This window comes from Enterococcus sp. DIV0703, assembly GCF_051711065.1.
GTDB classification, from domain to species: Bacteria; Bacillota; Bacilli; order Lactobacillales; family Enterococcaceae; genus Enterococcus_B; species Enterococcus_B hirae.
Map to the genome: position 1 here is coordinate 382,629 of NZ_JBIOLX010000001.1, position 21,986 is coordinate 404,614.

Genomic DNA, 21,986 nt, shown 5'->3' on the forward strand with positions numbered 1-21,986 from the left:
GCCTAGATATACTCATCATTAGAATGGTAAAAAAAGATTTGCTTTGAAATTATCGTGTAAAAGTGCACAAAATCGTTTATAATGAATCCGATTGAATGAGAACGATTCTCAATGAAGGAGGAAGTAAAATGAGAGAGATCGATTTTTCCAAAACATTATTTGAATTAGTTACTGAATATCCAGAAGTCAAACAAATCATGGCAGAGCTAGGATTTAATGCCATCAACCAACCTGGGATGTTGCAAACTGCTGGTCGCTATATGACGATTCCTAAAGGGGCTCAAATGAAAAAAATTCCTTTAGAACAAATTGTTACGGCCTTTGAAACATCAGGATTTATTGTGAAAGGATTGGTAAAATGAAACCCACGAATCAACGACAAGAACGGATTGTTGAAATCCTGTCACTTTTACATAAAGGTGGTTCTTTTGAAGAAGCAAAACGATTGTTCAATGAAGAATTTGAGGGAGTCGATGTTACAGAAATCACTGCTGCGGAAAAAGCATTGATCCAAAGCGGTCTCGATCCGTCAGAAATTCAAAAGTTATGTAATATCCATGCTGCTGTTTTTAAAGGAGCGATCAATGAGATCCATCATTCCAATTATGAACATGCACAACCAGGACACCCGATCCATACCTTAAAGTTAGAAAATCAAGTGTTGCAATCATTATTGACAGATGAAATTGACGGATTATTGGCAAAAATGGCTAAAGGAGATTGGTCACAAAAGGAACGATTGCAACACGCTTTAACTGACTTACTACAAATCGACAAGCATTATGCACGAAAAGAAACGTTGATCTTTTCTTATATGGAAAAATACGGAATCTCAGCTCCACCTAAAGTAATGTGGGGCGTAGATGATGATATCCGTGAAATGATCAAAGCGCTGAATGTTTATTTAGCTACAGACAAAGCGGCTTATAATCCGCTATCCGAAAAATGGGAAGCAGTAAAAACAGAAATTGAAGAGATGATTTTTAAGGAAGAGGAGATCATGGTACCCATGACCTTAGATGTGTTTAGCCTTAAAGATTGGGAACAAATCGCTCATGACAGCTTTGATATCGGTTTTGCGTTTATCCCTGAACCACTTCCATGGAAGCCAAGCCAAGAATCACTCGAAAAAGAAAGCGAACGGGAACCAGCTCGTCAATTAGCCATTAAAAAAGCTAAAGAAACGACCGATGGTATTGCTGCTGGTCTTGGGATCGAAGAGTTTACGTCAGAGGCAGTTCAAGACGAAACAGCACCTATGACTGATTTAGTTGTGCAATTTCCGACAGGAGCGTTACAGTTGGAGCAATTAGTTGCCTTGTTTCAAGTGTTGCCTGTGGATTTGACATTTGTTGATCATGAGGATCGGGTTCGTTTCTTCTCAGAAGGAAAGAAACGGGTCTTTCCAAGAACTACTTCTGTCATTGGTCGTGAAGTCGTCAACTGTCATCCACCAAAAAGCATGCATCTAGTCCAACAAATCCTTGACGATTTCCGTACAGGAACAAGGGATTCAGCAGAATTTTGGATTGATATGAGAGGACGGAAAATTTATATTCGCTACTTTGCTTTAAAAAATGAGACAGGTGATTATCTTGGGTGCTTAGAAGTCACGCAAGATATTACTGAGATCCAAAAGTTAGACGGACAAAAACGATTGTAAGAGCGGACAAATTTCAAAATAAAGAACAATTTCAGCTCACTTTTGGGCTCGTTTGATTATAGAAGTAGAAGCCGGACATGCTGTTGATACTTTTCTATGGTATTTTCAGCATTCTCCTGCGACTATTTAGTGGGTAAATTGGAGTTTTTATCAGGTAAAAGCCCTTTTTTCATACCCTTTGATCATTTTATTCAAGAAATTGTTTGACTTCTTTCAAAAACATCTCTATACTTAAACTCAATCTTATATCAGTTTGGAGCGATTATTATGAAAATCACACATAGTTCACAACTGAATAATTATTACTTTAGCTATTTTAGATAAGTTTGTATTCATACGATTATGGGTGCAAACATCAGCGTTTGTTTGTATCTATGATGGCTAAGGATGTTTGAGATGACTTGCTCGCCGCATAGATGAAAAATCTATAGTGGCTTTTTTATTTGATTGATTCAGGGGCTCACTGTAGATGGATTTTCTACGGTGGGCTTTTTTTGTTACATAAAGGGGGAACTAAACGCATTCAAACAAGGTATAAGCAAAGTAACGATTGATTTGCAAGAATTTATGTAATCCAATCAAACAGCGAGGAAATCGATGAAGCGAAACACAAAATAAAAAACAAAGGGAGTTATTGTATGATTCTAATCATTAAACCAGGTATCCAAGAAAGTGAGTTAACACAAGTAATTGAACGTATTAAAGAAGAAGGGCTAGATGTACAGATCAACCATGGTAAAGATCGTTTTGTCTTAGGGCTTTTAGGAGATCCAAAGGTAATTCGGGATGTTCCGTTTGAACGCTACGATATCGTAGAACGTGCCGTACCGATTACCAATACGTACAAATTGACGTCACGAGAATTTCATCCTCAAGATACGATCGTTGATGTAGCTGGAGTGAAAATCGGTGATGGGAGTTTTGTGACAATGGCTGGTCCTTGTTCTGTCGAAGGGGAAGAACAAATCATGGAGACAGCACGAATGGCTAAGGCTGGTGGTGCTAAAATCTTACGTGGTGGTGCCTACAAACCAAGAACGTCACCATACGCTTTCCAAGGATTAGGTGAAGAAGGGTTGAAAATGATGCGTAAAGCTGCGGATCATTATGACTTGAAAGTGATTACCGAAGTGATGGATGAAGCGCATATCGATGTGGTCAGTGAATACGCAGATATCATTCAAATCGGCGCACGAAATATGCAAAATTTCCGTTTATTAGAAGCTGTAGGACGAACAGGAAAACCAATTGGCTTAAAACGTGGCATCTCAGGTACGATCGAAGAGTGGTTAAATGCCGCTGAATACATTGCAGTTCAAAACAATTCAAACATCATCTTCATTGAACGCGGAATCCGCACTTACGAAACAGCTACTAGAAATACATTCGATCTAAGTGCCGTACCACTGATCAAAAAATTAAGTCATTTCCCGATCATCGTTGACCCAAGTCATGGAACGGGTGTCTGGGACTTAGTGACACCAATGGCACGAGCAGGTGTTGCTAGTGGGGCAGATGGAATGATTGTAGAGATCCATCCTGATCCGATTCATGCTTGGTCTGATGGACAGCAGTCGTTGAATGAGAAAAACTACCTGAAAATGATGAATGAAGTGGACATCTTAGTAGAAGCGATGAAGAAAATCAACGCTTTATAGAGAGGAGAAACACGGATGTTAGAAGTTGTCTTACCCGAAAAAAGCTATGAGATCATCATCCAGCGAAACGCACTAGATCAAGTCGCAGATTGGCTTTCCGGTTTATGGCAAGAAAAGAAAATTGCGATCATTAGTGATGAAAATGTCTTTCCGCTTTATGGTCAAAAGATACAACAACAATTAGCCGATCGGTATGAGGTTGTGAATTATGTTATTCCGGCTGGCGAAGAAAGTAAATCACTGTCGATGGCTGCTAAATTATATGATTTTCTAGCCACTGAACAATTGACGAGAAGTGATGGCATTATTGCTCTAGGTGGCGGTGTTGTAGGCGATTTAGCTGGTTTTGTGGCATCAACTTACATGAGAGGAATTTCTTTTGTACAGATTCCTACCTCCTTATTGGCACAAGTAGACTCAAGCATAGGTGGCAAAACAGCAGTCAATGCACCAAACGCCAAAAATATGATTGGCACATTTGCACAGCCAGACGGTGTGTTGATTGATCCAGAAACGCTGACGACATTACCAGTAAAAAGGATCCAAGAAGGAATTGCAGAAATCATCAAGTGTGGTGCGATCAAGGATGAAAGTCTTTGGAGAGAGTTAGCTCGTTTTATTGATGTAGCTGATTTAGTAGCACATAGCGAGCTAGTGATCGAAAAAGCTTTACGTGTAAAAAAAGAAGTAGTAGAAGAAGATCAATTTGATCAAGGCAGTCGTTTGTTCCTCAACTTTGGTCACACGATCGGACACGCTATCGAGCAAACAGCGGGATATGGACAGATTAGTCATGGAGAAGCAGTGGCGATCGGCATGGTACAAATCAGTCGGAATGCTGAAAAAAGGAAAGAAACACCTGAAGGAACGACGCAACAACTTATCAAGATGATCCAAAAGTATCAGTTGCCCATTTCTTACGAACCATGGGATGAACAGGCGTTGTTCCAGGCGATCACTCATGATAAAAAAGCCCGGGGAAAACAGTTGAAAATTATTTTATTAGAAAAAATCGGTCAGGCAAAAATCCAATCGATCCCAATTGAAGCAATCAAAAATTATTTAGAAGAAGGTGAGTAAATGCGTTACTTAACAGCAGGAGAATCACATGGGCCTAATTTGACAGCGATTATTGAAGGAGTTCCAGCAGGCTTAACCTTATCGATTGAGGCAATCAATCAAGAATTAGCTAGACGACAAGGTGGTTATGGTCGAGGTGGGCGCATGAAGATTGAAAAAGATCAAGTGACAATCACGTCGGGTATTCGTCACGGCAAAACATTAGGCTCACCGATCACAATGACTGTCACGAACAAAGATTGGAAGAACTGGCAAACGGTGATGTCAGTTACTCCGGTTTCTGAAAAAGAAGAAAATCTACGACGAGTGGCTAAACCAAGACCAGGTCATGCCGATTTAGTTGGTGGTATGAAGTATCAACACCATGATCTTAGAAATGTATTAGAGCGTTCTTCCGCAAGAGAAACGACGATGCGAGTAGCAATCGGGGCACTAGCAAAACAGATTTTAGCTGCTTTAGATATAGAGATTGCTAGTCATGTAGCGATTCTTGGAGGAATCAAAGCGAATGTGCCAGAGAATTTGACCGTGACAGAAATCAAAGAAAAGACGACTATCTCCGAAGTGAACATGGTAGATCTAATGATTGAAGAGGAAGTAAAAGCCTTGATCGATGCTACTAAAAAAGCAGGAGACACTTTGGGAGGTGTAGTGGAAGTTCGGGTCGAAAATGTGCCAGCAGGGTTAGGGAGCTATGTACAGTGGGATAAAAAATTAGACGGTAAGTTAGCTCAAGCGATGTTAAGCATCAATGCTTTTAAGGGAGTCGAATTTGGAATTGGGTTTGAAGCTGCTTCGTTACCAGGATCACAGGTGATGGATGAAATCACTTGGGACGAAAGCGGCTATCACCGAGCAAGTAATCATTTAGGTGGCTTTGAAGGTGGAATGACCAACGGAGAACAGATTATTGTTCGGGGCGTGATGAAACCAATTCCTACTTTATATAAACCTCTCATGAGCGTGAACATCGATACTAAAGAACCTTATAAAGCTAGTGTGGAACGTTCCGATAGTACGGCAGTTCCAGCAGCTTCAGTCGTCGCAGAGCATGTGATTGCGACCACTCTTGTTTGCGAGATACTTGAGCATTTTCCAGCAGATAATATGCAAGAATTAAAAAAAGCCGTTGCAAATCACCGCCAAATGACCCAAGAATTCTAATCGGAGGTAGCGATGAAAAAAAAGGTGTTTGTCATAGGATTGGGTCTGATTGGCGCTTCCTTATGCCGAGCGATCAAAGGGTCAGCAATTACCCTTTATGGCTGGGATCATTCAGAAGAAACAAGAGAAATAGCGGAAAAAACACAGTTAGTCGATCAGGTTGTCACAGGGATCGAGGCAGCTAGTCAAATGGATGTGATTATCCTTGCCGTTCCAGTTCAAGTCAGCTTGGAGTATCTCAACTGTTTGGCGACACTTCCCTTGAAAGAAACAGTATTAGTAAGTGATACCGGAAGTACGAAAGCGACGATAATGGCGCTAGCGAAGCAACTCCCGTTTGATTTTATTGGTGGGCATCCGATGGCTGGTTCACATAAATCAGGAGTAAAAGCAGGCAATCCCTATTTATTTGAAGAAGCGTATTATATCGTAACGGATGACTGCCAAAGTGAACGTACGGAAGAACTGATCGCTTTACTACGTCCTACTCGAGCAAAGTTTGTTCGCTTAACTGCCAAAGATCACGATGAGATCGTTGGGGTGCTAAGTCATTTGCCACATATTGTCGCTTCAGGATTAGTACAAATCAGTGAGCAGCTGAATCAAAAATATCCACGTGCCTCACAATTAGCTGCTGGCGGATTCCGGGATATTACACGGATTGCTTCATCAGATCCCCAAATGTGGACGGATATTTTAATGACGAACCAAGAAATGATGATTCAGTTGATGGAAGACTGGCAAGTCGCAATGGAAACGTTAAAACAGGAACTGATTGATAAAAATCAATCGGCAATTCAAGAGTTCTTTGTGCAGGCAAAACAAACACGGGATCAGTTGCCCCGGAAAAAACAAGGGGCGATTCCAGCTTTTTATGATTTATATGTCGATATTCCCGATATCGCTGGTGCTGTCGCAAAAGTTACTAACGTACTAAGTCAGGCAAATCTTTCCATTATTAACTTGAGCATCCAAGAAACAAGAGAAGATATTTTTGGTGTGTTAGAGTTGTCTTTTAAAAATCAAGCGGATTTACTTAAAGGACAGAAGCTGATCGAAGCCGAAAAATTTCATTGTTGGATAAGGAGTTGAAGTCATGAAACTATTGACAGCTAAAAATGGGATCAATGGAGAATTAGTGATTCCTGCTGATAAATCGATTTCCCATCGCAGCATCATGTTTGGTGCTATCAGCAAAGGAACTACGATCGTCAACAATTTTTTAAAAGCTGAAGATTGTTTAAGTACGATTGCAGTTTTTAAGCAATTAGGGGTACGTATTACCGAAAAAAATGAACAAATCATGATTGAAGGAAAAGGATTTGAAGGATTAACAGCACCATCTTCTAGGCTAGATGCAGGAAATTCTGGCACAACGATGCGCTTAGTATTAGGAATTTTGGCAGGCTGTCCATTTACTTCTGAGATTGCAGGGGATGCTTCTTTGAATCGCCGTCCGATGGAACGTGTGATGAAGCCATTGCGTGAGATGGGTGCTGATTTACAAGGAACGGCCGAAGCTGAATTTCCTCCACTAAAAGTAACTGGAAATACATTGCACGGGATCGAGTATCACATGCCCATTGCTAGTGCGCAAGTGAAGTCTGCTATCCTTTTTGCAGCTTTACAAGCCGAAGGGACCACTAAAATCATCGAGAAAGAACAGTCAAGGAACCATACCGAAGAGATGATCAAGCAATTCGGTGGGAAGATCCAAGTGGAAGGAAAAGAAATTATAGTCACTGGACCGCAGCAGTTGATCGGACAAGAAGTCACTGTCCCAGGGGATATTTCTTCGGCTGCGTTTTATCTCGTCGCAGCAAGTATTTTAGCAAACAGTGAAGTCCTCTTAAAACAAGTAGGAATCAATCCGACACGGACAGGGATTCTCGATGTGCTGATGCAAATGGGTGCTAATATTGAAGAAAGACAGCTGGATGAGCAAAATCAAGCAGCAGATTTGATTGTCCGTTCTGCGCAACTCCATGCTTGTGAGATCCAAGGAGAAATCATCCCACGCTTGATTGATGAGTTACCGATCATTGCATTAGCTGCTACTCAAGCAACAGGCACAACCATCATTCGTGATGCTCAGGAATTAAAAGTCAAAGAAACAAATCGGATTGATGCAACTGCGGAAGAATTAACGAAAATGGGTGCGAACATTGAACCGACAGAAGATGGTTTGATTATTCACGGACCAACACCTTTACATGGAGCGACAGTGGATAGCCATGGGGACCATCGAATTGGGATGATGTTACAAATCGCCGCTTTACTAACCGCAGAACCTGTCGAATTACTCAATCCTGAAGCAGTCAATATTTCATATCCTGAATTTTTTACGGATCTAGCCAAATTGGTTCAGGAGGACCCATCATGACGTCACTTGTATTGATCGGTTTTATGGGCGCTGGTAAGACGACGATCAGTAAAAAATTAGCGGCTCGATTGGATCAACCAGTCATCGATATGGATGACTATTTAGTTCAACAATTAGGCTGTTCCATTGAGCAATACTTTGCTACCTTCGGAGAAGCCGCGTTTCGCGACCACGAAACCGCTCTTTTAAAAACAATTTTACAAAAAAAGGCAGTGATCGCTACTGGTGGCGGGGTTGTCTTACAGAAAGAAAATCAGGAACTATTAAAACAGCAACAAGTCATTTATTTAAAAGGAGAAGCCGATATCTTGATCGAACGGATACGACAAGATCAAACAAATATTCGACCGTTAGCGTTAAAGAATAGTGACACAAAACTACGTGAGATCATGTGGGAACGGGAAAAAATATACAAAAGTTTAGCAAAAATCACGATAGATACGTCTAAGAAATCGCCAGACGAAATTATCACAGAAATCATAAAGTGGGTAGAAAATAATGATGAAAATTGGGTATCTAGGTCCTAAAGGTTCCTTTACTTATAGTGCAGCCACACGTTATTTCAAACAAGGTACTTTTCTTTCTTATGATTCCTTGATTGATTTGATCGATGCACAATTAGAAAAAGAGATTACTTATGCAATGGTGCCAATCGAAAATACGATTGAAGGTTCTGTTTTGCCAACACTTGATCATGTGTATGAGACATTACCTTCTATTCAAGGAGAAATCGTTCTGCCGATCCGACAACAATTGATGGTCCATCCAACACAACAAGCCAACTGGCGAAATATCACAAAGATTTGTAGTCATCCGCAAGCATTAGCCCAATCACAACTTTTTCTACGGGCAAATTTTCCAAAGGTCGAGATTGAACAAGTAGGTTCCACTGCCCAAGGAGCCCAGCAAGTAGCAACCCATCCAGAAGAATGTCTAGGTGCGATTGGCTCCAAAGAAGCTGCAAACGAATTTGGGTTGACCATCGTGCAATCAGATATCCAGTCCATTGCAACTAATGAGACCCGTTTTTGGGTTCTAAGTGCCGCGCCTGTTGATGCAAAATTACAAAAAAACAGTCATAAAGCGACATTCTTTGTGGATTTGCCAGAAAATAAACCAGGGGCGCTTTATCAAGTTCTTTCGGTCTTTGCTAATAATCAAGTGAATTTAACAAAAATCGAATCACGCCCACAAAAAACGAGGTTAGGCGAATACTTTTTTGTTATCGATGTTGCTATCGATGACAAGATCGACAAGGTGAATGAGCTGATTGAAGTGCTAAAAGAGCAAGGCTATCCTACGCATTTGGTTGGTTGTTATCCGGTTTATCACATCGATGAATGACTAAAAGAAACAAGATGGACGGAGACAAAAACCGATCTTTAGTCCAAACAGATGATTTGCACACTTGAATAAATTCCTTTAGGCTTGAATTAAGCGATAAGAAAGGAAGAGAACAAATGGCAAAAAAAGTTGCAGCAATCGTTACAGATTTAGTTGAAGATGTGGAACTAACGTCACCGAAAGAAGCACTAGAAAAAGCTGGACATACAGTGACTTTGATTGGGTTTGAAGGAAATCAAACAATCAAAGGAAAAAAAGGCGCAGAATTCACAGTCGAACAAAGTATTGCAGATGTTTCTCCTGAAGACTTCGATGCGCTATTGATACCAGGGGGATTTTCACCGGATCAATTACGAGCAGATCAACGATTCGTTGATTTTGTTTCTTACTTTTTAAAAAATGATCAACCGTTATTTGCAATTTGTCACGGTCCACAATTATTTATTCAAACAGGTTTAACTGAAGGACGGACAATGACAGCTTATGATACGGTACGTCCAGATATCGAATATGCCGGTGCCGTCGTGAAGGATGAGCCAGTGGTAATTGATCGAGGCTTGATTACTAGCCGAAATCCTGATGATATTCCAGCATTTAACGAAGCAATCGTTGAAGCACTAGGAAGCTAATTTGAAAAGTTTAGTCCTAAACATTAAAAAAGCAGTCGTATCGGTCGAAAATGGCATCAGCTATTTTCTGAAGGATGCGATTGCTTTTTGTCGTTTTTCGAAAAACTCTTTCTTATTTCTTGATGCTACACACTTTTATCTCAACCTCAGACGATGCGATGCTATTAGTCCATGTTGGTAAAGATTCCCATATTTTTCTACAAGCACCAAATAACCGTTTTTCGAATACTTAGCGATCTAAGTACTTGAAAAACGGTTAGTTAGTGAAACGAATGGTTCTTGACATGATTAGTTAGAGAGTAAATATAAATGGCTACTTCCTGGTTGTAAGCGAGAATCATTTGTATGTAAATGTTCACCATCAAAAATTTGATAAGAATCATTTTTAGTCTTACAAAGTTCTTTTATTTTTCGGACTGTATTTGTGCCTTCAATTAAGACACCAAAGTCTTGTTCACAGGAGTAGTTATACACTACAGCAGAAGGATGTTTGGTGATGCCCATTTCTCGAGCAATTTTTTGATCAGAGAAAAAAACTTCTTTAACAAACTCGGATTGACGATCTTCTTTGAACATCTCGATATCGCCGCCGACTTCTGCAAAAAGTGATTCAGCAAGTTCTGGAGAATACGGTACTTTATTACAACCTACAGCTTCTTGCATTTTGATCAAAAATTGACGTCCTTTTTTCTTACCTTGAAACTGTGCCGCTTTACAGTCTAACGCAGCAGAATAGGTAGTTGAAAATAAGTGGTTACGCGTAACGAGGTCGTTTTGAGAAATTCCGTTACGTTGCATGACATCCCCAATTGTCTGCAAATTAACTAAAGGCAGAAAACGAAATTGCATCTTTTCTTTGGATGTTTTTCCGTACTCTTCTTCAATAAATTGTAATAACTGTTGTTCTAGTGTAAAACAATGTTTCCCCAAAGGATTAACAAATAAATAAATTTCGATCATATGAATCTCCCCCAAAATAGATTCTATACAACTCGTGAATTCTTTTATTCACAACGTATAACTTAACAGAAAAATGATAAAAAATGAACTCAAGTGCCTTGTGAAAATGATAGAACTTTAATTTTTCGCTGCTAGCATCCGTTGAATTTTATTTTTAGCTGGTCGATAAGGGAAAGAATGTCTTTCCAAAAACGCTAAAAAGGCAGATTTACCAAGAGTAGCATCAGATACTTCTAACTCCAGTTCAAAATCATGTAATTGTTCTCCAAAACTTTCATCAATCGCTAAAAGACCTTCCTCAATGTGAAATTCCGCACGTTTGGTAGTAATGTCTCCAATCTTGCCCAATTCATCCGAAGGAACAGCTAATTCTAACATTTTTTGAAAAACAGCACCCTGACGTGGCAATTGACGTTGCTCAATGAAAGAGAGTGCTTTCTCTTTGCTTAAAGTATCAGTGGTTTCAAGTTTTCCTTCTTTTGCAGGTGTTTTTAGTGTATATTCTGCCCGATCTTCAAGTAATCGGATGCGTAATCCACAATTTTTTTGTGCTAGCTGTCCATCTGGTGTATCAAAATAGATATTCGTTTGAACCGTAAAATCTTCTGGTTTTAGTTGATAATACTGGATCAATTGACTATATTCTTGTTGCGTCAGCATGGACTTGTATTCAATTTCTAACATTTCAGACATAATGATCGCCCCTTTCATTCATTCTGCCTAATTTTTCCTTTTTGGTCAATACAAAAAGCCGAGAGGTACAAAAAAACTTCATTTATATGTTAAAATAGAAAAGAATGTTAACGAAGTAGAGGGATCAGCGATGGAACGAGATTGGGAAGAGTTTTTAGCACCGTATGAACAAACAGTATCAGAATTAAAAGTAAAGTTACGCGGGATCCGTAAGCAATTCAGAGAACAAAACCGACATGTTCCGATTGAGTTTGTTACTGGACGAGTCAAACCAGTCGATAGCATTGTGACAAAATCACAGCTGCGTCATATTCCGATGAGTCGTTTAGAAGAAGAAATGTCTGATATTGCTGGATTACGAATCATGTGTCAGTTTGTAGAAGATATCCACCAAGTAGTAGATATCATTCGTAAAAGAAAAGATATGAAAGTGATTCAAGAAAGAGATTATATTACAAATAAAAAAGCTAGTGGGTACCGTTCGTATCATTTAGTGATTGAATATCCTGTTCAATTGATCAGTGGCGAAAAGAAAATTTTAGCTGAAATTCAAATCCGGACGTTAGCTATGAACTTTTGGGCAACAATCGAACACTCATTGAACTATAAATATCAAGGCGTGTTTCCTGAAGAAATGAGTGAAAGACTCCAACGTGCGGCAGAAGCGGCTTATCAATTGGACGAAGAAATGTCCAATATTCGGGAAGAAATCCAAGAAGCTCAACGTCTATTTTCCCATGGAAGAGGAAAACGAGATGACGTTTACTATCGTACCGTATTAAATCGAGAGAAAAAAGAGGAGGTCACGGATGAAAGTAGCGATCGTTCATAACCAAGAAGCGAAAACAATTGAAGTTACCGAACGATTGAAAGCTCTTTTGACACAATCGGCTATTCAAATCGACGGACAACGCCCCGATTTAGTGATTTCCGTAGGTGGTGATGGGACGTTATTGTCCGCTTTTCACAAGTATAGCCATCTATTAAATGAAGTTCGTTTTTTAGGGGTCCATACAGGGCACTTAGGTTTTTATACGGATTGGCGTGACTATGAATTGGAAGAATTAGTCAATAGCTTACAGACCAATCAAGAACAAAGTGTAAGTTATCCTTTGCTCGATATAAAGATCAGTTATTTAGATGATAAGCCGGCAAAACATTTCTTGGCTTTGAATGAATCCACGATTAAACGATCAAATCGGACGATGGTTGCCGATGTATATATCAAAAATGAATTGTTTGAAAGTTTCAGAGGGGACGGATTGGCTGTGTCTACGCCAACAGGTTCAACCGCTTATAATAAAAGTATCGGCGGGGCAGTTATTCATCCGAGTATCAATGCCTTTCAGTTAACTGAAATTGCTTCATTAAATAATCGAGTCTTTCGTACACTCGGTTCGCCTATGGTCATCGCACAAGACGAATGGCTGGAAATCAAATTAGAAAATACAGAGGATTATCTTGTTACAGTCGACCAATTGGATATTAAGGAATCGAATATTCGTTCCATCTATTATCGCATTGCAAAAGAGCGAATTCATTTTGCTTCTTATCGCCATATGCATTTTTGGCATCGTGTAAAAGATTCCTTTATTGGTGAGGGATAACATGGAATTTGTGTGGACGTATGGAAAAAATCATCCGCAGCAGATAAAATATTTTTTAAAAGAAAAGGGAATTTCTAAAGGTTTGTTAGCGAAAATCAAATTTCAAGGTGGCGAGATCAAAGTAAATGGTCAAACTGAAAATGTCTTGTTTTCTCTATCGTACAATGATAAGGTAACGATTGTCATTCCAGCAGAAGGCGAACATGAAACGGTGCTTTTAGATGAAACACCGATCGAGATCGTTTACGAAGATGAACATCTTTTAGTTGTGAATAAACCAGCTGGCGTCTCTTCGATTCCAGCACAATATCATCCAAACTATACGATGGCTAATCGAGTAAAAGCTTATTACAAACGACAAGGTTACGAAAATCAAGTCATTCATGTGGTGACAAGACTAGATCGGGATACTTCTGGGTTGATGTTGTTTGCCAAACATGGCTTTGCTCATGCAAAGTTAGATGTACAGCTTCGAGAAAAACGATTTGTGAAGAAATACCAAGCACTTGTGAGTGGCGAAATAACTAAATTGGCACCTCACGGCTGGATTGACCTTCCAATTGCGAGAGACCAATCTTCTTTACTGAAACGGATGGTTTCGACAGCTGGGCGAAGCGCACAAACCGAATATTGGTTAACGAAAAACACCGCAGAGGTTGCTTTGGTAGATATCCAACTGCATACGGGGAGAACCCATCAAATCAGAGTTCATTTTTCAGAAATTGGCTGTGCGCTATTAGGAGATGAAATGTATGGTGGGCGTATGGATCTTGGAATAGCAAGACAAGCTTTACATTGTTACGACCTGCGTTTTGATCATCCTTTTACACAGGAACGATTGGAATTTAAACAGCCTTTGGCTAAAGATATGGCGACTGTTCTCCAGCATTTTGAAAGTTAGGGTGAGGTGAGATAGAGTTGGATGAAAATCAAGAACTAGAGGAACGATTTGCCCAGTTACTCCAGGATTTAAGAGAAAATAACCTACAGGAATTTAGAAACAGTTTCCTGGAAATGCATATTTACGAGCAGGGGCAATTCTATCAATCTCTGAACGAAGAGGATCGTCAACTGATCTATTCCTACTTATCTCCTAAAGAATTGGCAGATATGTTTGATGTGATTGAAGAAGACAATGAATATATGAAAGAGTATTTAGCTGAAATGCGTCCGAGTTATGCTGCAGAAATGCTTTCAGAAATGTATACCGATAATGCGGTAGATTTGCTAAATACCTTAGATAAAAAACAAGTCGCTAAATATTTAAGTTTAATGACTGCTGACGATGCTAGTGAAATCAAAGAGTTGTTACACTATGAAGATGAAACAGCTGGCGCGATCATGACGACAGAATTTGTTTCGATCGTGGCGAATCAAACGGTTCGTTCTGCGATGTATGTCTTAAAAAACGAAGCAGATGTAGCTGAAACCATTTACTATATCTATGTCGTCAATCAAGAAGAACAATTGGTTGGAGTTATTTCATTGCGGGATTTGATCGTTAATGATGATGATGCAATGATCTCTGACTTGATGAGCGAACGTGTGTTATCCGTCCATGTGGGGGATGACCAAGAAGATGTCGCGCAAACCTTTCGTGATTATGACTTTCTAGCATTACCCGTAACAGATTACGATGACCATCTACTTGGGATCGTAACAGTTGATGATATTATTGATGTTATTGATGATGAGGCTGCAAGTGATTACTCTGGTTTGGCAGGGGTCAATGTTGAGGAAATCAATGAAAATCCCGTGAAGTCAGCTGCTAGACGTCTTCCTTGGTTGATCACCTTATTATTTTTAGGGATGTCTACGGCTTCGTTGATCAGCCATTACGAAGAACTGGTGAGTGAAGCAAGTATTTTAGCCGTCTTCATTTCGTTGATCACCGGAACTGCGGGGAATGCTGGCACCCAATCATTGGCGGTTGCAGTTCGCCGTTTGGCTGTTTCTGACGACAAAGATGCTGGTTTTGTCCGTTTGATTCTAGCTGAAGTACTCACAGGACTTGTGACAGGGGCAATCACTGGCTTGACGATCTTTTTGATTGTAGGAATTTGGAAGCATAACTTTATTTTAGGCTTTGTGATTGGGATTGCCATGTTATTTGCGATTACTGTAGCCAACTTGGCAGGAAGCTTGATTCCGATGTTGATGGATCGCTTAGGATTTGATCCTGCCGTGGCTAGTGGTCCTTTTATTACCACCTTGAGTGATTTGACTAGTGTCTTGATCTATTTCAACATCGCTTCATTGTTTATGGGGTATTTTATGTAGCCATTCCTTTTGAGATGGTGCAACAAGTCTGTGATAAAAATAAAAAACGTAAGGAGCAAAGTAATCAACTTGCTTCTTACGTTTTTATTATTACTAAAAAAATTTAGTCGAATGAAACGATTTTTGTTCCATGAACTTCATTCACGCCTAGTTCTTTGGCAACATGTTCTGCATTTTTGTAATCGATCTTGCCACCAGGTAAGATGATCAGACGTCCGTCAGCATAAGCAATCAATTTTTTTAAATGGTCAAAATTGGCTTCAATTGGTGCGTTCGCATCTCCACCATGAGTTAAAATACGGTCTACACCGTGTTCAACCAGCCAATCAATTGCTTCAAATTGTCGTTCTTGCGGGATACAATCAAAAGCCATGTGGAACGTGATTTGTAGACCTTCTGAGGTTTCGATCAATAATTCCATTGCCTCTTCATCGATCCAATTTGAAGGAGTCAAACAGCCTATAACTACGCCATCTGTACCTAATTTCTTCGCTTCGATTAAATCAGTATGCATGATCTTTAATTCAATATCATTATAGACAAAATCGCCACCTCGTGGTCGGATAATTGTCATTACAGGTACTTCTTTTTCATTGGCATAGCTTAAAACTTCTTCGATCACTCCGGTGCTAGGTGTGGTTCCGCCAGCAGCTAAGTTATCGCATAATTCGATCCGGTTCGCTCCCTTAGCAATTGCTAGAGGAATGGAAGTATAATTTTCTGCACAAAATTCTTTGATCATTTGCCTGCTCCTTTATCATTCGCCTTCTTCTTCTAAAATTGTACCATATTTTTTGTAGTTGCTAAAGTTTTCTTCTAACGGTAAGATGAAAAGGGAATAAAGCAATATTCAACGATTAAAACAAGAAATGAGCAAAAAAAATGTTAAAAAAAATTGATCAAGGTCGCCAATTTTTAAAGGGAAATCAACAGCTGTTCCGATGCCCACTTTGCCATGCTGGAGTAGCAGTCACTGAGAACGGTTTGGTTTGTCATCAGAACCATCGCTTCGACTTATCCAAAAAAGGCACGCTTTACTTTTTATCTCATGGGGTAAAAACGGAATATGATCAGAGTATGTTTGATCCCAGACGTAGAATGATCCAAGCAGGGATGTATCAGCCTGTGATCGACTTGTTAGCACAACAAGTATCGCAGGGATCAGAGGTCTTAGATGTTGGCTGTGGCGAAGGAAGCTTTTTAAATGAATTAGCACGACTGCAACCATTGAAAAAGGCCGTAGGTTTTGATCTTTCTAAAGAAGGTATTTATGCGGCTACTGCTCAGCCGGTCGAGGCGTTTTGGTGTGTAGCAGATTTAACCAATCTTCCTTTTGAAGACCAAACATTTACTACGATTCTAAATATTTTTTCGCCTTCTCACTATAAAGAATTTCAACGTGTGCTAACCGATGATGGGGAAGTCTTGAAAATCGTTCCGCAACAAGATTATTTAAAAGAATTACGCCAAGCGTTTTATCCAGACCAGCCTGAGAAACAACAGTATTCAAATGAACGAGTGGTGGCTAAGTTTGCGGAGTCCCTAGAATTGACTGAACGTCAACGTGTTACCTACGAATTTGATATCCCAGAAAAAAATCGGCAAGATTTGTTAGCGATGTCTCCGCTCGAATGGCAAGTCAGTCAAGACGTCAAAGAGCGTGTGTACCAGAATCCTTTGAAAAAGATTACAATTGACGTAGAATTATTAAAAGGAAATAAGAGAAAACGATTGCAATGAAATTATTCATTTCTAAAGGTTGCAAAAAGAGTTTGTTGATGATATAGTAACGACAAGTTGTTTTTTCATTGGTTTTTATCAGGTTCCTGTTCTGATAAAAGTTAGTGAGAAGAGCTTCACTAACGTAACGACTCGCAGTGACTGACACCGAGTTGATACGTTTTTTTTTATGCCAAAATCACTACTAGTTAGTTAACATATAGATGAGAGGATGGATCTTAATGAACCATATCGTTTTATTTGAACCATTGATTCCAGCAAATACTGGAAACATTGCCCGAACTTGTGCAGCAACCAACACGCCCTTGCACTTGATTGAACCGTTAGGATTTTCAACAGATGATAAACATCTAAAACGTGCAGGATTGGATTATTGGAACGATGTCAATATTACCTATCATCAAAATTTAGATGCTTATATGGCTTATTTAGGGGAACGTAAACTTCATTTGGTATCGAAGTTTGCCCATAAAGTATATAGTGACGAAAATTTTGCTGATGGAGAAGACCATTTCTTTTTATTCGGCAAGGAAACAACAGGATTACCTGAAGAATTTATGCGTGAAAATGAAGAAAAATGTTTAAGAATCCCAATGAATGACGAACATGTCCGTTCATTGAATCTCTCAAATACGGCTGCAATGATCGTCTATGAAGCATTGCGCCAACAAGGATTTCCTAATTTAGAGTTAACGCACCATTATGAAAATGATAAACTAGACTAGAGGTCATTTTCCAAGTGCTCTGATTCAAGCATTAAGGAGAAACAAAGAAAAACAGCTTTTCATGTTTTACTTGGTTTAGACTTAATGCACAGAATCAACTTGGAAAATACCGTTTATCAAGAGGTCATTTATCAAGTATTCTGATTCAATACGAATAATCACAAGGACTTTTTATTGAAGGAGTTCTTTGTTTTTAAGGAACAAATTTTATAAAATAGTAGCATCATCTTTGTCTAAATGAGCCTATAAGGAGTCCGATATAAATGGAATTATATTTTACCCGACATGGAAAAACACAATGGAATCTCGAACGCCGTTTTCAAGGAAGCCAAGGCGACTCACCACTTTTACCTGAAAGCTATGAGGAAATCAAAGCATTTGGTAAAAAAGTGAAGTATGTACCATTTAAAGCAATCTATTCAAGTACCGCTAAGCGTGCCCGTGACACAGCCGAAGGGATCAACCAAGAATTAGCGCATCCAGTCGAAATTATTTATACTGATAAATTAAGAGAATTGGGTTTAGGAGAATTAGAAGGTCAATCAATTGATGAAATGTACGAACGCTATCCGGAAAACCTTCCCAATCTACGTAACCACTTAGATCGTTATGATCCGACACCTTTTAAAGGAGAAGCGATCGAATGTGCCATTACTCGTATTGAAACAGCTGTGGCTGATGCCGTTGCTTTACATGATGGACCGATCTTGTTTGTTGGACATGGGGCATCATTAACTGCGGCGATCCAATGGTTGACAGGAAAAAAACTGAGTCAACTAAGAGAAATGGGTGGCTTATATAATAGTAGTTTGACGATTTTAGAAACAGGAGAACCCAACAATTTGTTGCCTTATGAATTAAAAGTTTGGAACGAAATTGACTTTTTAGGAAAAGAGACAAAACCAGAACCATTACTCTAATTGGAAAGGAGGCGGCAAGATGCAGCCAGAAGAAATGCCTTATTTTGTTGGTACAGTTGCCGCAATCTTTTTTCAAAATCCAAGTAATTTTTATAAAGTACTGTTGGTTCGGCTCACTGAAACAACAGCTGACTATCGTGAAAAAGAAATTGTGGTCACTGGAAGCTTTGGTGAGATCCAAGAAAATGAGCTTTATCGTTTTTACGGCGAATTAGTCGATCATCCTAAATATGGGCGACAGTTAAAGGTTGAACGCTATGAGCAGGAGAAACCAACAACAGTCAACGGGATCGTGGGTTATCTATCCAGTGAAAAATTTCCTGGGATTGGCAAGAAAACAGCTGAGAAGATCGTGGAGCAACTAGGTGAAGAAGCGATTGAAAAAATCATCGAAGAGCCGTCCGTATTAGAACAAATCGCAGGCTTGAATCAGGCCAAAAGAGATATGATCGTTGAGACGATTCGTTTGAACCATGGGATGGATCAAGTGATCATGGGCTTGAATCGTTATGGCTTTGGTAGTCAGTTAGCTTTTAGTATCTATCAAGCATATAAAAATGAAGCTTTAGATATCATCCAGGAAAATCCCTATCAGTTAGTCGAAGATGTGGAAGGGATCGGATTTAAAAGAGCAGATAATCTTGCAGAACAATTAGGGATCGCGGCTGATTCACCAAGACGGATTCGAGCTGCAGTTTTACATCAGATTTTTCAACATGCTGTTCAAACTGGCGATACATATGTACCAGCTGAAACGCTTCTTCATCAAACAATCAAAATTTTGGAAACCAGTCGACCAATCGAGATCCAACCTGATCAAGTGGCGACGGTCATTATTCAACTTGTGGAAGAAGGTAAGATCCAACAAGAAGAAACCAATCTCTATGAAAATAGTCTGTATTTCTCAGAATGGGGGATCGGTAACTCGATTCAACGGTTACTTAGTCGAAAAAAAGAAATCAACTATGACGAAAAAGAAGTGCAGAAAAACATTCGGCGAATTGAAAAAATATTTGGTATCCAATATGGAGAATCGCAAGAAAAAGCAATTTCGGAAGCAATCCGATCACCTTTATTTATTTTAACTGGGGGTCCCGGCACAGGGAAAACAACAGTTATCAATGGGATCGTCAACTTGTTTGCAGAATTAAATGGCTTAGAATTAGATCCAAACAAATATACCCAAGAAATTTTTCCGATTCTACTGGCTGCACCAACTGGTCGAGCAGCCAAACGAATGAATGAGACGACAGGATTACCTGCCAGCACGATCCATCGACTACTAGGTGTGAATGGTCGAGAAAAATCTCCTTCAGTAAGTACGAAAGAATTAGAAGGTGGGTTGTTGATCATCGATGAAATGTCGATGGTCGATACATGGCTAGCTAATACGCTATTTAAAGCCATCCCTACCAACATGCAAGTGATTTTAGTAGGAGATAAAGATCAATTACCTTCTGTCGGACCGGGACAAGTCTTGCATGATTTATTAGGAATTGACCAAATCCCGAAAGTGGAATTGAATCAAATTTATCGGCAGGGAGACGGATCGAGTATTATCCCCCTTGCTCATGAAATCAAAGAAGGTCATTTACCAAGTGATTTTTTGCAAAACCAAAAAGATCGTTCTTTCTTTCGAAGCGATGCCTATAGTATCGAACCTTTAATCGCAAAGATTGTTGAAAAAGCCAAAAATAAAGGCTTCACTGCACAAGATATCCAAGTCTTGGCGCCAATGTACCGTGGACCAGCTGGAATCGATGCGTTAAACAAAATGATGCAGTCGATTTTTAATCCTGGAGGTGCAGGGCGGAAAGAAGTCCACTGGAATGAGACTGTTTATCGAATCGGTGATAAAGTATTACAATTAGTGAACACACCTGAACTCAATGTGTTTAATGGTGATATGGGTGAGATCACGGGGATCGTGTTAGCGAAAGATTCAGAAGATAAAGTGGATGAATTAGTGATTCAATTTGATGCGAATGAAGTGACTTACAAACGCAATGAATGGAATAAAATCACCCTTTCTTATTGTTGCTCGATCCATAAATCTCAAGGAAGCGAATTTAAGATGGTCATTTTGCCGATGGTTCATCAGTACCAACGGATGTTGCAACGAAATCTTCTCTACACGGCTGTCACAAGAAGTAAAGAACTATTGATTCTACTTGGAGAAGAACAAGCGTACGTTACCTGCGTTGCGAATGAATCGGCTAGTCGAATGACGACATTGAAGAAGCGGATCGAAGAAAATGACAGTATGAGTCTTGTTACACGGACGAAGCTTGTCGCTTATGAAGATTCCCTTGTAGGTAATGATCCTTTTGAAGAAGGAAATTATACCAAGGCGGGAGAAACTGCTCATCCCGTAAAAGCAGAGACAAGTCAACAAGCCACTCAAGAAAATGCCGTAGATTCAACGGAGGGAAATGTTGGCGATGATCTCTTTACTTTATCAGTAGAACAAGACACAACCAAAACGTCTGTCGAATCAAAATCGATGGAAGAAGCACCAACAGAGCAACTACCAAAAACATATATTTTAACAACCGAAGCGATTGAAAAACAGTGGATTGATCCAATGATTGGGATGGAGCAAGAGGCTGTGAAAGAAGTGTTTAGCTCCGAATAAGAGAGGATTTTTTTTAATAGCTCCTCATATTTTAGAAAATCATCGCTTATTGTTGAGGAGTTGCTTCTTGAACGCCGTTTAGCAAGAGGTCGTAAAAAGAGTGTCTTGACCTGAGCGCTCACCAAGTAAAAACTGCGACGAGTAATCACAGGAGCATTAAGGGTGAAAATCTCGAAACAGCTTCCCATGTTTTGAGATTTTTGACTTATCGCCGAAGGTCAGCTCTTTGAACACCGTGAATCAGAGGTCGTGAAAACATCGGGTAGCTCTGATGACAATAAGAAAGAATTTTTTGAAACAGCTTCTCATGTTTTGAAAAATTCAGGCTTATTTCAAGGAGCTGATGTTTGAACACCGTTTATCCGTTTTTAGAGATAGGTAGAAGAGCCTGAGGCAAGTTTTGGCTCAGGCTCACTTGAATCGCTCCTAATGAGAATGTTACTTATTTTTTAAGAGCCAAGAGATAGATAAAGACCGCAAAAGTTAGCCCAACAAGTCTGACTTT

At 39.6% G+C, this 21,986-nt stretch carries 21 protein-coding genes; 18 read left to right on the forward strand and 3 right to left on the reverse strand.

Annotated elements, in window-relative coordinates; translation table 11 throughout:
- Positions 1–128: 128 nt before the first annotated feature.
- From IGK81_RS01770 to IGK81_RS01815, 10 genes are all read left to right on the forward strand, one after another.
- Positions 129–362, forward strand: a complete 234-nt coding sequence (locus IGK81_RS01770) for a DUF1858 domain-containing protein (protein WP_034699449.1) — start codon at positions 129–131, stop codon at positions 360–362.
- Positions 359–1,663: a DUF438 domain-containing protein gene (locus IGK81_RS01775; RefSeq protein ID WP_034699451.1), complete on the forward strand. Its 1,305-nt coding sequence runs from the start codon at positions 359–361 to the stop codon at positions 1,661–1,663. Before IGK81_RS01770 ends, IGK81_RS01775 begins: the two co-directional genes overlap by 4 nt.
- Positions 1,664–2,301: 638 nt before the next feature.
- A complete protein-coding gene (gene aroF, locus IGK81_RS01780; RefSeq protein WP_010738525.1) occupies positions 2,302–3,321 on the forward strand; it encodes a 3-deoxy-7-phosphoheptulonate synthase in 1,020 nt (339 codons plus the stop codon).
- A gap of 15 nt (positions 3,322–3,336) precedes the next feature.
- On the forward strand, positions 3,337–4,401 hold the full coding sequence (aroB, locus tag IGK81_RS01785; RefSeq protein ID WP_010738524.1) for a 3-dehydroquinate synthase: 1,065 nt from the start codon (positions 3,337–3,339) through the stop codon (positions 4,399–4,401).
- Complete coding sequence (aroC, locus tag IGK81_RS01790; RefSeq protein ID WP_034699454.1) at positions 4,402–5,565, forward strand: chorismate synthase; 1,164 nt, start codon at positions 4,402–4,404, stop codon at positions 5,563–5,565.
- A gap of 12 nt (positions 5,566–5,577) precedes the next feature.
- Entirely contained in the window at positions 5,578–6,657 is a 1,080-nt protein-coding gene (locus tag IGK81_RS01795; protein WP_034699457.1) for a prephenate dehydrogenase, read from the forward strand.
- A 4-nt stretch (positions 6,658–6,661) separates the two neighbouring features.
- Positions 6,662–7,948 carry a 3-phosphoshikimate 1-carboxyvinyltransferase gene (aroA, locus tag IGK81_RS01800; RefSeq protein ID WP_034699459.1) on the forward strand — a complete coding sequence of 429 codons (1,287 nt, stop codon included), beginning with the start codon at positions 6,662–6,664 and terminating at the stop codon, positions 7,946–7,948.
- Positions 7,945–8,475: a shikimate kinase gene (locus IGK81_RS01805; protein WP_010720175.1), complete on the forward strand. Its 531-nt coding sequence runs from the start codon at positions 7,945–7,947 to the stop codon at positions 8,473–8,475. The genes aroA and IGK81_RS01805 overlap by 4 nt, the downstream gene beginning before the upstream one ends.
- Positions 8,447–9,292, forward strand: a complete 846-nt coding sequence (gene pheA, locus IGK81_RS01810) for a prephenate dehydratase (RefSeq protein ID WP_034699462.1) — start codon at positions 8,447–8,449, stop codon at positions 9,290–9,292. Before IGK81_RS01805 ends, pheA begins: the two co-directional genes overlap by 29 nt.
- A 116-nt stretch (positions 9,293–9,408) precedes the next feature.
- Complete coding sequence (locus tag IGK81_RS01815) at positions 9,409–9,921, forward strand: type 1 glutamine amidotransferase domain-containing protein (RefSeq protein WP_034699465.1); 513 nt, start codon at positions 9,409–9,411, stop codon at positions 9,919–9,921.
- A gap of 288 nt (positions 9,922–10,209) precedes the next feature.
- Here the strand turns inward: IGK81_RS01815 and IGK81_RS01820 are convergent, their stop codons facing one another.
- Positions 10,210–10,881, reverse strand: a complete 672-nt coding sequence (locus IGK81_RS01820) for a ClpXP adapter SpxH family protein (protein ID WP_034699468.1) — start codon at positions 10,879–10,881, stop codon at positions 10,210–10,212.
- A 117-nt stretch (positions 10,882–10,998) separates the two neighbouring features.
- Entirely contained in the window at positions 10,999–11,574 is a 576-nt protein-coding gene (locus tag IGK81_RS01825) for a CYTH domain-containing protein (protein ID WP_034699471.1), read from the reverse strand.
- A gap of 130 nt (positions 11,575–11,704) precedes the next feature.
- Here IGK81_RS01825 and IGK81_RS01830 point away from each other — a divergent pair, with 130 nt between their 5' ends.
- Genes IGK81_RS01830 through mgtE form a run of 4 tightly spaced genes read left to right on the forward strand, consistent with a single transcriptional unit; the run spans position 11,705 to position 15,461 of the window.
- Positions 11,705–12,406 carry a GTP pyrophosphokinase gene (locus IGK81_RS01830; RefSeq protein ID WP_010720170.1) on the forward strand — a complete coding sequence of 234 codons (702 nt, stop codon included), beginning with the start codon at positions 11,705–11,707 and terminating at the stop codon, positions 12,404–12,406.
- Complete coding sequence (locus IGK81_RS01835; protein WP_010720169.1) at positions 12,384–13,181, forward strand: NAD kinase; 798 nt, start codon at positions 12,384–12,386, stop codon at positions 13,179–13,181. Before IGK81_RS01830 ends, IGK81_RS01835 begins: the two co-directional genes overlap by 23 nt.
- 1 nt (position 13,182) lies before the next feature.
- The gene (locus IGK81_RS01840) at positions 13,183–14,082 is read left to right on the forward strand and encodes an RluA family pseudouridine synthase (RefSeq protein ID WP_034699473.1); all 900 of its coding nucleotides are present in this window, start codon (positions 13,183–13,185) and stop codon (positions 14,080–14,082) included.
- 17 nt (positions 14,083–14,099) lie between these two features.
- Positions 14,100–15,461, forward strand: coding sequence for a magnesium transporter (mgtE, locus tag IGK81_RS01845; RefSeq protein WP_034699476.1), 1,362 nt, complete (start codon positions 14,100–14,102; stop codon positions 15,459–15,461).
- Between the two features lie 103 nt (positions 15,462–15,564).
- Here the strand turns inward: mgtE and IGK81_RS01850 are convergent, their stop codons facing one another.
- On the reverse strand, positions 15,565–16,203 hold the full coding sequence (locus IGK81_RS01850) for a copper homeostasis protein CutC (RefSeq protein WP_010720166.1): 639 nt from the start codon (positions 16,201–16,203) through the stop codon (positions 15,565–15,567).
- Positions 16,204–16,343: 140 nt separating this feature from the next.
- Here IGK81_RS01850 and IGK81_RS01855 point away from each other — a divergent pair, with 140 nt between their 5' ends.
- The 4 genes from IGK81_RS01855 (at position 16,344) to recD2 (ending at position 21,481) form a co-directional block, all read left to right on the forward strand.
- Positions 16,344–17,201 (forward strand): methyltransferase domain-containing protein, encoded by an 858-nt coding sequence (locus IGK81_RS01855; protein WP_034699479.1) that lies wholly within the window; start codon positions 16,344–16,346, stop codon positions 17,199–17,201.
- A 221-nt stretch (positions 17,202–17,422) separates the two neighbouring features.
- On the forward strand, positions 17,423–17,926 hold the full coding sequence (gene trmL, locus IGK81_RS01860) for a tRNA (uridine(34)/cytosine(34)/5-carboxymethylaminomethyluridine(34)-2'-O)-methyltransferase TrmL (protein WP_034699481.1): 504 nt from the start codon (positions 17,423–17,425) through the stop codon (positions 17,924–17,926).
- 263 nt (positions 17,927–18,189) lie between these two features.
- Positions 18,190–18,846, forward strand: coding sequence for a histidine phosphatase family protein (locus IGK81_RS01865; protein WP_034699484.1), 657 nt, complete (start codon positions 18,190–18,192; stop codon positions 18,844–18,846).
- A 19-nt stretch (positions 18,847–18,865) separates the two neighbouring features.
- Positions 18,866–21,481 carry an SF1B family DNA helicase RecD2 gene (gene recD2, locus IGK81_RS01870; protein WP_431393519.1) on the forward strand — a complete coding sequence of 872 codons (2,616 nt, stop codon included), beginning with the start codon at positions 18,866–18,868 and terminating at the stop codon, positions 21,479–21,481.
- Positions 21,482–21,986: the final 505 nt, after the last annotated feature.